The organism is Microbacterium sp., assembly GCF_046295495.1.
Lineage (GTDB): Bacteria > Actinomycetota > Actinomycetes > Actinomycetales > Microbacteriaceae > Microbacterium.
This window is the reverse complement of sequence record NZ_JBKBNC010000015.1, coordinates 22,173-34,228: the sequence shown is the minus strand read 5'-3', so window position 1 is coordinate 34,228 and position 12,056 is coordinate 22,173. Positions and strand designations below refer to the sequence as shown.

Below are 12,056 nucleotides of genomic sequence, written 5' to 3'. Positions count from 1 at the left end.
CGTCGTGGAGTGATGGATGCCGCGACAACGCCGTCTCTCCCGCGCGCGCTGTGGGGCGCGACCCACCCGGGTCCCACTCTGGTGGTCACGGTGCTCGCGCTCGCGCTCGGGCTCGCGGCGGGACTCGACCCCGCCCGCCTCGCGCTGCTCGTGGTCGCGGTCTTCGCCGGCCAGGTGTCGGTGGGACTCTCCAACGACGCGATCGACGGCGCCCGCGACGCCGCAGTCGGTCGCACCGACAAACCCATCGCCGGCGGCGCGATCGCGCCCGAGCGCGCGCTGGCCGTCGCCGTCGGCGCCGTCGTCATCGCCCTCGGGCTGTCGGCGCCCCTCGGCCCGGGGCTGCTCGCCGCGCACGCGATCGCGCTCGCTTCGGCCTGGGCCTACAACGCCGGCCTGAAGTCCACGCCGTTCTCGATCGTGCCCTTCCTGCTCAGCTTCGGACTGTTCCCCTCGTTCCCGACCCTGTCGCTCACCGCTCCCGCGCTCGCCGCGCCCTGGGCCGGTCTCGCGGGAGCGGCCCTGGGAGCTGCCGTGCATCTCACGAACGTCGTGCGCGACCTCGACGACGATCGCGAGACCGGCGTGCGCGGCCTCCCGCACCGGTTCGGCGCCCGGGCCTCTGTGCTGGTCGCCGCGGCGGGGATCGTGGTCGGCGCCGTCGCGGTGCTCCTCGGCCCCGGCTCGGGCGGGGAGGGGGTGGGCGCGGTGTTCTTCGCGGCCGTGGTGGCGGTGGCGCTCGCGACGGCGGTGTGGGTGCTCGTGCGCCCGCCCGGCCGCGCCGTGTTCCGGCTGACGATGCTCGCGGCCCTGCTGCTGGCCGCTCAGCTCGTCGTCGCCTGAGACGCGCGTCGCCGGCCCGCCCGACTCCGCCGGCTCAGCCGCCCGGACGGGCCGCGCGATCGAAGCGCATCGCGTAGGCCCGCGAGAAGGCCGCACCCCCGGGCCCCCGCAGCACCGGGCGCAACGCCGCCGATCGGGCCGCGTGCGTCGCCGGTCCCGCCGCCCGGCCGAGCAGCGTGTTGAGGAATGCCAGGCGCGCCGCGTGCCGGGCCGAGGCCAGGCGGTTCCGCTCCCACCGGTCCAGTCCCGTGTCGTCGTCGGCGCGCACCCAGGGCGCGAGCAGCGGTGCGAGCGTCAGGGCGTCGAGCAGGCCGAGATTCATGCCCTGCCCGCCGATCGGACTCACCTCGTGCGCCGCGTCGCCCACGACCACGATCCGTCCCCGCCGCAGTGCCGGGGCGACCGCCCGGCGCACCCGGAACGTCGACGCGCGCGCGATCTCGACGTCGACACCGGTGCGCGACGCGACCGCCTCGCGCAGGAAGCCGTCGGCATCCGCCACGTCCTGCGTGCCGGCCCAGGCGACGAGTCGTCGGCGCCCGCCCGGCAGGGGGAACGATTCCACCACCCCGTCGCGTTCGAGGTGCACGCGCGCCACGGGCCCACCCGGAGCCACGACGTCGGCCATCACGTAGCGGTCCGGATAGTGGTGCGTGCGCACCGCGCCCTCGCGATAGACCAGATCGCGACCCGCCCATCCGGAGGCCACGACGACCACCGCGGCGTGGATCTCCTCCGTGCCCGCGGGACCGTCGACCCGCGCACGCACGCCCGTGCCGTCCTGGCGGAGCGCGCGCACGGTCAGACCCCGCCGCACGGTCGGCGCGAGCGCGGACAGCACCTCGATCGTGTCGGACTGGGGCAGGGCCGCCACGTAGGGATGCCGCGCCCGCAGCCGATCGAAGCGGATCTCGGCCAGCATCCGCCCGTCGGCGCGCGCCTCGCCGCGCGAGATGCGCACCGCCCGTGACCGGATGCCGTCGGTGGCGCCCGAGCGCTCCAGGAGCGACAGCGCGGGGGAGTGGATGCCGATCGCCCGCGTGCCCGCACCCGCGTCGACGCGCCGTTCGACGACCTCGACCCCGACACCGCGGGCCCGCAGGTCCGCGGCCAGCGCCAGACCTACGGGCCCCGCTCCGACGACGAGCACCTCAGGCATCGGCGCGCCCCCTCGCGACCGCGAGCACCCGGAAGGGGGCGGGCGTCTCCACCCGCCACGGCGCGCCCAGGGCCGCGGCCAACTCGGGTGCGCGGTAGCTGCGTCGGATCGAGCGGAGCCCGTCGACGCGCAGGAACGTCCCCGCCGACAGCGGCGTGATGCCGGCGGCGTACAGGCCGTAGGCGAGACGCCCCCGCGCGATGTCGGCGTGCAGCACGGCACCCCTCGAGAGAAGAACCGAATCGGCGGTGAACGATCGCAGTGCGTCGTCGTCGAGATGGTGCAGCACGTGGTTCGACAGCACGAGGTCGAATCTCTCCCCGGCGGCCAGCAGCTCCCGCGACCCCTGCGCGACGAACCGCACCCCGGGCCGGGCGCGCTCGCGCGCGGCCTCGTGCGCTCGGGGGTCGGGGTCGGCGCCCACCCACTCGACGTCGAGGCCGTCGCGCGCGGCCAGCGCGGCCAGGCGGGCGACGACGTCGCCGCCGCCGGAACCCAGATCCAGCACGCGGGCGGGGCGACCCAGCGCGCGCAGCTCGGGTCGCACGCGCGTGCGGTACACGTGCCCCCACGCCGAGACGAGGCGGTTCACCAGGTCGAAGCGCCGGTAGGTGGCGGCGAGCGCACGGGGGTCGCAGTCGGGGTCGTCCATCAACTCCGTCAGCTGCGTGTCGCGCCGAGCGAGCCCGACCGGCCCGCCGGTGCGCGACACGCGGCGGTCGGGGACGCCGGATCGCCCGCTCACGCCGCCGGGCGGCGCACGGTGATCCTCGCCGCCTCCACGGTCAGCCCCGGCCCGAAGGCGAGCGCCGCGACCTGGTCGCCCTCCGCCCGCGCGGAGTCGGCGAGCAGGTCGCGCAGGATGAACAGCAGCGTGGCACTCGACATGTTGCCGTACTGCCGCAGCACCTCCCGCGAGGGGACGAGAGCCGAGGGGTCGAGGTCGAGCGCGTTCTCGACGCGATCGAGGATGCTGCGCCCGCCCGGGTGCACCGCCCACGCGTCGATGTCGGCCAGATCACCCAGCACGTCGGCGGCGATCGCGGCGATCTCCCGACCGATGATCCGCGGCACCTCGGGCGTCAACGTCATCTCGAAACCCGAGTCGCCGACGGTCCAGGCCATGTCCTCCTCGCCGTCGTCGAGCACGTGCGTGGCGAAGCCGTCGAGGTCGAGTCCGTCGTGCGACGCGTCCGCGGATGCCACGATCGCGGCGCCCGCGCCGTCGGCGAACACCGAGGCGGCCACGATCTGGTCGGTGTGCGACGAGGTCTGCCAGTGCAGGGAGCACAACTCGGTGCACGCGACCAGCACGACCGCCGTGGGGTCGTCGCCCACGATCCGTGCCGCGAGTCGCAGGGCCGGAACCGCCGCCGCGCAGCCGATGAAGCCGAGGTGGTAGCGCTCGACCGTGGGGGAGAGGTCGAGGTCGCGCACGAGGTGGTAGTCGGGACCGGGGGCGAACATGCCCGTGCACGAGACGGTCACGACGTGCGTCACGGCATCCGCGCGGTAGCCGGATCCGGCGAGGGCGGCCCGCGAGGCCTCGGCGAACAGGGTGGGAGCCGTACGGCGGTATTCGTCGTTGCGCGCTCCCGTCGGGGGCATGAGGAGCGTGTCGCCGTCACGGACCGGGAGGCCGTCGACCGCGGTGCCGGCGAGCTGGGGGAGCACGGTGTGGCGGGTGTCGATCGCGGCCGCGTCGAAGGCGGCGCCGACGAGGCGTTGGCTCTTCCGGTCGAATCCGGGCTGCGCGGCGAACAGGTCGCGAAGTGCCGATTGGGTGACGCGGGTGTCGGGCAGGGCCGTGCCGATCGACACGATACGGGCGGTCATGCCTCACTGTAGGCACGGTTCGACGGCGCCGGCGCGGGGATGGTGCCCGGCGCGCACGGCGTCTATGGTGCCGTGACCGCGGTCCAGCCCGCTCTCGGTGGGCCGACGGGTCTGTCAACCCCGGCCGACGTCCCCCGGCGGGCCGCCTACGGTGGCGGCTCCCCGACTCCAAGGAATGCGCCATGACCGGTCACCGTCCGCTCGACCCCACCCGCGTCACCGACCAGAAGGCCGTACGCGAGCCGAACGCCCGCGTGTGGATCCTGGCATCCGGAATCCTCGCCGCGATCGCGATCGTCCTGTTCGCGTTCTCCGTCCCGATCGTCGCGGCCTGGGCGTGGATCGGCATCGCGTTCCAGGTCGCGATCTTCGCGGCCCTCCTGGCCAACGGCCTGACGGGACGCCGCTCGTCGTACCAGGGCTACCTGTTCGCCGTGCTGATGTGCGTCCAGGCGGCGGTCGCCCTGATCGTGATCGTGATCATCGCGATCGCCGCCTGGATGCCGATGGGCTGAGCCGCGCGGCTCAGCGCGTGGTCGGCCGGTGTCAGGCGGCGAGGGCGTCCGCCAGCAGCAGGCCCGTGATCGCACCGCGATAGTCGTCGATCATGCGCCGTCGGTCGAGGCGCCCTCGGGCCGCGAGGGCCGCGGATCGCAGAGCCGGTCGGAGCGCCAAGGCGTCGCCCCACGCCTCGACGATCGACTCGGGGGTCCGAGCGGTGACGAGCCCGAAGCCGTCGATCATGCGGGCGGCATCGCCCACGTCGGTGGTCACCGGGACCGCCCCGGATGCCGCTCCCTCGACGAGGCAGAGCGGCGAGGCCTCGCCGAAGGCACTCGTGAGCGCGACCACGTCGGCGATGCGGTACAGCTCGGGCATGTCTTCTCGAAGTCCCAGCGCGTGGAGCGCGACCTCGGCCCCCACGCCGCTGTCGGCGAGGAGGTCGACGAACGCGGGGTTGGACCGTGTCATGCCCGACCCGCACACCACCACGTGCGTTCCGGGGGAGCGCCGCGCGTGCAGTGCGGCGGCCCGCAGGAACAGGCCCGGATCCTTCATCGCGTCGAAGCGCGCGGCCAGGAGCACGACCGGGGCCGACTCGGGGATGCCGAGGCGGGCGCGGATCCGGCGTCGCTCGGCGCGCGTACCCGGGCGGAAGCGACGCGTGTCGATGCCGTTGTCGATGACCCACGCCTCCGCGGCCGACACCCCCGCGCGGGCGTAGGCGTCGGACGTCGACTCGGCGCACGCGATCGTCGCCGTCACCGCGCCCGAGGCGGCGGCATCCGTCAACCAGCCGAGCGCGGGCCCGGAATGGGAGGGATCCGAGCGGTGCAGGCACGCGGCGACCGGACGGTCGGGGAGCATCCCCGCACGCTGCAGCGCGACGACGAGGCTCAGCGGCTGCTCCTTGAGCGACAGCACGACGTCGGCGTCCGCGAAGAGGCCGGCGGCCCGGTCGAGTTCTGCGGCGGTGAAGTGCTCGGGCGCGAGGGGGACGTCGCCGGCGACCCGGTCGAAGGTGTCGATCGCCACGCCCGCCGCGTGCAGCCGGCGGAAGCGCGTGTCGTCTCGCGCGAACTGCAGCGACGCATCGCGACGCGCGGATGAGGTGAGCGAGAGCACGCGGTGCTGCTGCGATCCGTCGAGCGAGAGGCCCGCCACGACGTCGGAGTGCAGGATGCGCGCACCCCCGGCGAAGAAGCCCTCGTAGAGGGAGAGCACACGGATGGGTCGAGTCATCGGGGTCGCTTTCCGGGCGGGGATCGTTCACCGCGGATGCGGTCGTCCCATGCTGGAGGCTCGACCCCGCGCGATGGGTTACGTCGGAAAGACCATCGTGTGAACGCCCGGGCACGGGTTGCGGGCGCCGGAAACGGCGACCGGATCGACCCGAGACCCGCGGCCGTACAGCCGACGCGCCGGCCCCCGGGGGAAGGAGCCGACGCGTCGGGTGAAGGGGCGGTGGGTCAGGCGCGGGGCGCAGCCACCATCGCCTCGCCGGTCTCGCGCGGACGCGACCAGGGCCAGCGCGGCGCGATGCGTGCCGGAGCCTCCTCGGTCGAACGCGGCACGATGCCGTTGCCCATGGCGGTCGACATCGCGATGCTCCACACCGAGCCCGCCTGCTGTCCGCTCTGCTGTCCGTAGATCATGGTCTTCTCCTCACTCCCGTCTCCCGACGGGACCGACCCCGTCTCCCGACGGGGTGTCCTGATCACAGTGATAGACCGCCGGCGGGCGGTGCGAGACCCTCTTGACAGATCCGACGCGATGCGCGTCGGGGGAGGGGAGCCCGGTGGGTCGACCTGACCGCGGGACGGAACGAGCCCGGTGCTCCGTCCCGCGGTGTCCTCATGCGTCGCGGACGGCGTCCCCTGCGCCCTGGGCGCGGTCGCGCACGGTCGAGACGGCCTCCGTGGAGTCGTCCTTGACGTGCTGGACGGCTTCGGTGGCGCGGTCCTTGATGGCGGTGGCGGCCTCTCCGGCGGGCTCCTTGAGGTCGCCGACGATGTCACGCGCGACGTCCTTGGCCTCGTCGATGAGCGGAGCGGCCTTGTCCTTCGCGCTCGCGGCCGCATCGCGCTCGGCGCGGGAGGCGGGGATCAGCGAGGCCAGCACGAGTCCGGCGCCGAAGGCGACGAGTCCGATGGCGAGCGGGTTGCCCTTCGCCGAGTCGGTGGCCCCGTGCGCGGCGTCCCCGGCTCGATGCGCCATCGACGATGCCGCCGAGCCCGTGTCTTCGGCGACGCCCATCAGGCGCTCGCGAACTCCGCGGACGGCCCCGTGCAGCTTGCTCTTCTGCCGGTCGACGATCTTCGAGGGGGACACCTTGTCGGCGAGGGCGTCGACGTCGGAGCCCAGCTCGGCGCGCGTGCGCTCGATGTCGGCGCGGATTGCTTCCGGTGAATCGGTCATCGGTTCTCCTCGTTCCTGGTGAATGCTTCCGGGATCTCCTGCAGGGTCGCCGCGGTCTGCGGGGCGCCCTGCACCTTCTTCAACTGGGTGCGACCGAGGGCGAACAGGATCGCCGCGACGATGGCCCAGACGACGGCCACGATGACCGCGGACCAGGCCCACCCGACCAGCAGGGCCAGCGCCGCCCAAAGGGCGAGCGACAGGAAGAGCAGGACCATTCCGCCCGCGTATCCCGCCCCGCCGAGCAGCCCGGCTCCCTTCGCCGACTTCGACGCGGAGTCGGTGAGCTCCGCCTTGGCGAGGGCCAGCTCCTGCCGCATCAAGGTCGACATGTCGCGCGTGACCTCGCCGACGAGCTCGCCGAGCGAGGTCGTCGCCGCTCGTTGCTCAGAGGGTGTCGGGTCGGTCATGCGAGCCCTCCTCCCGAGTACCGTCCAGGCGCGCGGCCGATTCGGTGTAGAGCGGTGAATCGAGGTCGGCTGCGGGCATTCCGCCCGGGGTGCCGCCCGGGAAAGCGGGGGCGGTCGTGGGAACCGGGGTCGGCACGGGGGTCGCGGCGTCTCTGACCGCCGCGTCCGCCTCGGCGTACAGGGGTCCGCGCGGCTGAGACGATCCGCTCGACGCGGGTGAAGCGGATGTGGCACCCGCGGCGATGGCACGGCTGAGTCGACCGACGACGACGCCGGCGATCGCGGCGACGGCGATGAACGTGCCGGGGCGTCGACGAGCGAACGACGAGACGTCCTTCAGCAACTGCTGCGGGTCGCGGTCGCCGAGCCACGATCCGATGGTGGACACGTGACCGGCGGCGCGTCGGACGAGGTCGCCCGCCATGCCACCGTTCTCATCGGCGTCGGCCATGCGGCTGAGGTCCGAGCCCATCGAGTTCAAGCCCTCGGCGAGACGCTGCTGCTGGGTCGACGCCTGATCCGAGAGCTCCCGGCCCGACTGCGCGACGAGATCCCCGAGCTGGGCTTTCGCCTCGCTCGCGACCGCGGCGGCCTCGTGTGCGCCGGTCTCCGCGACCCCGTGGGCCGCCTCTCCGGCGGTCTTCGCCGTGGCCGACGCCTCGTGGGCGGCGCTCCCCGCTTTGGCGGCTACGCCATTTCCCTCGTCGTGCGACGTGGTGGACTGCGACATGTTCGCTCCTTCCGTCCGTTGGAAGGTCAGGTCTAGGTGCGCGAAGGCGGGTCTGCATCGGGCCTTGCGCCGCCGCCGTCGGCGTGCAACGCGCGCCATCGCGAAAGCGCTGGTGCGCCCTCCGGGCCGTGGCGACGGCGACGCGCGATGCCGGCGTCCCGACGGGGGCGCAGAACTGAGTACGATCGTGGCTCGTGCAGACCTCTTCCGAGCTCCCGTCGACCCCCGTGCCGGGGACGGCGCTGGGTCGCGCTCTGCTGGCCTACAGCGAGGCGCGCCGGGTCGCGGCCTTCGAGGCCCGTCGCGAACTGGCGCTGAACGAGCTCGACGCCCGTGCGCTGCTGTTCGTGGCCGACAACCCGGGCGCCCGTCCCTCGCACGTCCGCGACCATCTGGGGATCACGTCCGCGGGCGTCACGACCCTCATCGACCGGCTGGTGCAGCGGGGTGCCGTGCGCCGCGACCTCGACGACGAAGACCGCCGGGTCAATCACATCACCGCGATCGTCGACCTCGACGCCCCGCCGTGGTCGCTCCTTCGCGAGTTCGACGCCCGCATCGACGCGGCCGCGGCCGAGCTCGACTCCGCCGACGCCCAGAGGATGACGGCCCTTCTCGAGCACCTCGTCGACACCGCGCGCTGACCGCCGCGCGCTGACCGCCGCGCGCTGTCCGCGGCGTCAGATCACGCGTCCGGCTTTCCGGGCGTCGGTCGGGCTCGGGGTGAGACGGGTCAGTCGTGGTCGTGCGCGCCGGCGGCGACGAACGCCTCGGACCGGGCCTGCAGGAACGAGCACAGGGCTGCCAGGGTCGCGAGCTCCCCGGACAGCGCCATGACCCGCCCCGCCGGCAGCGGGGCGGCGTTCTCGCGGGGTTCGAAGGTGACGGCCCACTCGGTGGACCCCTGCTCCGCCCCGGGAGCGATGTAGAACGTCGTGGACACGCTGCGCAGCTTCGCGGCCACCAGCCCGGCGTCCTCTCCGTCCTCTTCGTCCTGCGGGATGACGCGGAGCATCTCGGCGTCGTCATAGCCCGAGGCGCGGAACTCGTCGATCCACGTTCGCAGCGTGGTCATCGTGCGAAACGGCATCGGCATCCCCTCGACAGACCGGCGCCGGACGGCGACCGCTCCCATTATGGCGGTCCGAGCGGCGACCCGGTGCGACGAGAAGACCCGCCGACCGGGTCATCGCCGTCGACCGCCGCATCGCAGAGCCGGGGCGCTGACCGGCCGCGCGGATGCGCCGCACCGGGACGGTCGCGTCGGGCGCGCAGCGAGCCGGCGCGGGGCGGGGGATCTTCGCGTTCCGGCCAACCGAGCGCGCGCCGCGGCCGACAGCGCCGGATTGCGCACTTTCCACGCCTCGCCGGTTACGGTGAATTTGGGTGGGGGGCATCCATCCGGGAGGGATCCCACGTGTCGTCGACGACATGAGAGCGATCCCATATCCGCTGTCCGGGCGAGGCGCAACGGTCTTGCCGCACAATTCGGGACGATTTAGGAAACCTACGTGGAGCATACGAACATCGAGACGCGCGACGCCGAGACGGTGGAGCACCTGTGGCAGACCGTCGTGCCCGGGGCGCGCATCTCGCGCGCAGACGCCATCCAGCCGGCTCTCACCTGGCACGCGGCCGCGGAGAGTGGTTTCGCTTTCTGCGACTACACGATCGGTTCGACGATGCTCGTCGAATCCGACCCCCTCGACCAGGTGGTGGTGGGCCGCATCGCAGGACCTCGCGTGTCCGGCACCTACCGTCGCGAGCGCATCGACACCGCGGTGCCCTTCATGGTGGTGGACCGTCCTCTCGAGGTCGCCTTCACGGGGCGCATCGCGGGGACGGCCGTGTCGTTCGCGCGCTCCGACTTCGACGACGCCGCGCGTCGTCTGTCGGGAGACGACGGACTCCGGGTCCGCCCGACGGGGTACGCGCCGGTGAGCGAACAGCGCATGCGCTACTGGTCGCGAACCTGGGAGTACACGCGCGATGTGCTGCTGCGGTCCCCCGAACGCACGCCGCTCGTTCAGCATCAGGCCCGCACGCTCATGCTGGAGGCGTCGCTGCTGACCTTCCCGACGACCCTCACCGACGCGCTCGCCGCGGGTCGGCCTTCACGGCCGCTTCCGGCCCCCGTGCGCCGGGCCAAGGCCTACGTCGAGGCCCACGCCGCCGAGCCGGTCGTGCTCTCCGACATCGCCCAGGCCGCGCGCCTGTCTCCGCGGGGACTGCAGTACGCCTTCCGTGCGGCGACGGGACGGACCCCGATGCAGTACCTGCGTCGCGTCCGGCTCGACGCCGCGCGCGCGGAGCTGCGCAGCGCGGATCCGTCGACCGAGACGGTGGCCGCCATCGCCGCGCGCTGGGGCTTCTCGAACCTGGGGCGCTTCGCCGCGATGTACCGCGGGGAGTTCGGCGAGACGCCCTCGACGACGCTGCGCTCCTGACTCGGGATGCCGCGCGAGCGGAGGTGATCCGCTGCTGGAAGGAGCGACCGGCGTCGCGGCCTCCTCCCGTCCGGGACCCCCCTCCGACGCCAGCTCGTGCCGGCGTCGCCCGACCCACTCGGCGCGGACGGTTCCTAGTGTCCCGCGCCGAGTCCTCCGCTGAGGCGTTCGTGGAAACGCGCGGCGGCGGGGTTGAGTCCCTCGAGCTCGACGGTCGTACCCAGGTGCGCGTACTTGGTGCGCACGGCATCCAGTGCCGCGACCGTCGAGGCGTCCCACACGTGCGAGCGCGACAGGTCGATGACCACCCGCGCCGGGTCGTGGTGGTACGCGAACTTCGTGGTCAGGTCGTTGCTCGAGGCGAAGAACAGCTCGCCCTCCACCACGTACCGGGCGAGGTCGCCCTCGACCGTGCGCGTGACGCTGGTCAGCGTCGCCACGCGGCGCGCGAACAGCACCGCGGCGGCGACCACGCCCACCCCCACGCCGATCGCGAGATTGTGGGTCCACACCGTCACCGCGACGGTCAGGACCATGACGACGGTCTCGCTCAGCGGCATCCGACGCAGGGTCGAGGGGCGGATGCTGTGCCAATCGAAGGTGGCGATCGAGACCACGATCATCACGGCGACGAGCACCGCCATGGGGATGATCGCGACCACGTCGCCGAACGCCAGCACGAGCACGAGCAGGAAGACGCCCGCGAGGAACGTCGAGATGCGGGTGCGGGCACCCGACGCCTTCACGTTGATCATGGTCTGGCCGATCATCGCGCAGCCGCCCATGCCGCCGAACAGGCCCGACAGCACGTTCGCCGCCCCCTGGCCCAGCGACTCGCGGGTCTTCGACGAGGGGGTGTCGGTGATGTCGTCGACCAGCGCCGCGGTCATGAGCGATTCGAGCAGGCCCACGATCGCCATGGCGATCGCGAACGGGAAGATGATGCCGAGCGTGTCGAGCGTGAGCGGCACGTTCGGCAGTAGCAGCGCGGGCAGGCTCTCCGGGAGGGCGCCCTGGTCGCCGACGGTCGGAACGGTGATGCCGAACACCACGGCGGCGCCGGTGAGCAGCACGATCGCCACGAGCGGCGCGGGGACGACCTTGGTGACCCGCGGGAGCAGGTACATGATCGCCAGGCCCGCCGCGGCGATCGGATAGACCGCCCACGGGACGCCGATCAGCTGCGGGACCTGCGCGGTGAAGATGAGGATCGCGAGGGCGTTGACGAACCCGACCATGACGCTGCGCGGGATGTAGCGCATGAGCTTGGCCACCCCGAGCAGGCCCAGCACCACCTGCAGGATGCCACCGAGGATCACGGTGGCGAGGAAGTAGTCGACGCCGTGCTCGCGGGCGACGGGGGCGATGACCAGCGCGATCGCCCCGGTGGCGGCGGTGATCATCGCCGGGCGCCCGCCGAGGAAGGCGATGGACACCGCCATGATGAACGACGAGAACAGGCCCAGGCGCGGGTCGACCCCCGCGATGATCGAGAACGCGATCGCCTCGGGAATCAGGGCGATGGCGACGACGAGGCCGGCGAGGGCCTCGCGGGTGAGAAGGCGTGGTGAGCGCAGGGCCTGCAGCACGGTGGGTTCGGGGCGCGGGCGCGCGAAGACGTCTGTCATGACGGTGCTCCTAGGGGGAGGGGGAACCCGACGCTCGTCGGGGGAGAATGGGGGGTCGCACCAGCGACCGATGTTCACACTCTA

The 12,056-nt window shown here is 73.1% G+C and carries 14 protein-coding genes; 4 read left to right on the top strand and 10 right to left on the bottom strand.

The window, feature by feature from the left end; genetic code table 11:
- Positions 1-12: 12 nt before the first annotated feature.
- Entirely contained in the window at positions 13-843 is an 831-nt protein-coding gene (locus tag ACK4LS_RS07925; protein ID WP_409715713.1) for a UbiA family prenyltransferase, read from the top strand.
- Between the two features lie 34 nt (positions 844-877).
- Here the strand turns inward: ACK4LS_RS07925 and ACK4LS_RS07920 are convergent, their stop codons facing one another.
- The 3 genes from ACK4LS_RS07920 to ACK4LS_RS07910 form a co-directional block, all read right to left on the bottom strand.
- Positions 878-2,002 carry an FAD-dependent oxidoreductase gene (locus ACK4LS_RS07920; protein ID WP_409715710.1) on the bottom strand — a complete coding sequence of 375 codons (1,125 nt, stop codon included), beginning with the start codon at positions 2,000-2,002 and terminating at the stop codon, positions 878-880.
- Positions 1,995-2,654 carry a methyltransferase domain-containing protein gene (locus ACK4LS_RS07915; protein ID WP_409715845.1) on the bottom strand — a complete coding sequence of 220 codons (660 nt, stop codon included), beginning with the start codon at positions 2,652-2,654 and terminating at the stop codon, positions 1,995-1,997. Before ACK4LS_RS07915 ends, ACK4LS_RS07920 begins: the two co-directional genes overlap by 8 nt.
- Before the next feature lie 89 nt (positions 2,655-2,743).
- Positions 2,744-3,838 carry a type III polyketide synthase gene (locus ACK4LS_RS07910; protein ID WP_409715707.1) on the bottom strand — a complete coding sequence of 365 codons (1,095 nt, stop codon included), beginning with the start codon at positions 3,836-3,838 and terminating at the stop codon, positions 2,744-2,746.
- Between the two features lie 182 nt (positions 3,839-4,020).
- On the opposite strand from ACK4LS_RS07910, the gene ACK4LS_RS07905 reads away from it, so the two are divergent.
- Entirely contained in the window at positions 4,021-4,353 is a 333-nt protein-coding gene (locus tag ACK4LS_RS07905) for a hypothetical protein (RefSeq protein ID WP_409715705.1), read from the top strand.
- 31 nt (positions 4,354-4,384) lie between these two features.
- Here ACK4LS_RS07905 and ACK4LS_RS07900 read toward each other — a convergent pair whose 3' ends face one another.
- The 5 genes from ACK4LS_RS07900 to ACK4LS_RS07880 all read right to left on the bottom strand — a co-directional run bounded on the left by ACK4LS_RS07900 (position 4,385) and on the right by ACK4LS_RS07880 (position 7,897).
- Positions 4,385-5,581, bottom strand: a complete 1,197-nt coding sequence (locus ACK4LS_RS07900; RefSeq protein WP_409715702.1) for a glycosyltransferase — start codon at positions 5,579-5,581, stop codon at positions 4,385-4,387.
- A gap of 227 nt (positions 5,582-5,808) precedes the next feature.
- The gene (locus tag ACK4LS_RS07895; protein ID WP_409715699.1) at positions 5,809-5,994 is read right to left on the bottom strand and encodes a hypothetical protein; all 186 of its coding nucleotides are present in this window, start codon (positions 5,992-5,994) and stop codon (positions 5,809-5,811) included.
- A gap of 199 nt (positions 5,995-6,193) precedes the next feature.
- Positions 6,194-6,757 carry a DUF3618 domain-containing protein gene (locus ACK4LS_RS07890; RefSeq protein WP_409715696.1) on the bottom strand — a complete coding sequence of 188 codons (564 nt, stop codon included), beginning with the start codon at positions 6,755-6,757 and terminating at the stop codon, positions 6,194-6,196.
- On the bottom strand, positions 6,754-7,167 hold the full coding sequence (locus ACK4LS_RS07885; RefSeq protein ID WP_409715693.1) for a phage holin family protein: 414 nt from the start codon (positions 7,165-7,167) through the stop codon (positions 6,754-6,756). Before ACK4LS_RS07885 ends, ACK4LS_RS07890 begins: the two co-directional genes overlap by 4 nt.
- Positions 7,145-7,897, bottom strand: coding sequence for a hypothetical protein (locus ACK4LS_RS07880; RefSeq protein WP_409715690.1), 753 nt, complete (start codon positions 7,895-7,897; stop codon positions 7,145-7,147). The genes ACK4LS_RS07885 and ACK4LS_RS07880 overlap by 23 nt, the downstream gene beginning before the upstream one ends.
- Before the next feature lie 194 nt (positions 7,898-8,091).
- Between ACK4LS_RS07880 and ACK4LS_RS07875 the strand changes: the two genes are divergently transcribed.
- The gene (locus ACK4LS_RS07875; RefSeq protein WP_409715687.1) at positions 8,092-8,541 is read left to right on the top strand and encodes a MarR family transcriptional regulator; all 450 of its coding nucleotides are present in this window, start codon (positions 8,092-8,094) and stop codon (positions 8,539-8,541) included.
- 89 nt (positions 8,542-8,630) lie between these two features.
- On the opposite strand, the gene ACK4LS_RS07870 is transcribed toward ACK4LS_RS07875, so the two are convergent.
- Positions 8,631-8,987, bottom strand: a complete 357-nt coding sequence (locus tag ACK4LS_RS07870) for a hypothetical protein (RefSeq protein WP_409715684.1) — start codon at positions 8,985-8,987, stop codon at positions 8,631-8,633.
- 421 nt (positions 8,988-9,408) lie between these two features.
- Here ACK4LS_RS07870 and ACK4LS_RS07865 point away from each other — a divergent pair, with 421 nt between their 5' ends.
- Positions 9,409-10,344 carry a helix-turn-helix domain-containing protein gene (locus ACK4LS_RS07865; RefSeq protein WP_409715681.1) on the top strand — a complete coding sequence of 312 codons (936 nt, stop codon included), beginning with the start codon at positions 9,409-9,411 and terminating at the stop codon, positions 10,342-10,344.
- 134 nt (positions 10,345-10,478) lie between these two features.
- On the opposite strand, the gene ACK4LS_RS07860 is transcribed toward ACK4LS_RS07865, so the two are convergent.
- Positions 10,479-11,972, bottom strand: coding sequence for a SulP family inorganic anion transporter (locus ACK4LS_RS07860; RefSeq protein ID WP_409715678.1), 1,494 nt, complete (start codon positions 11,970-11,972; stop codon positions 10,479-10,481).
- Positions 11,973-12,056: the final 84 nt, after the last annotated feature.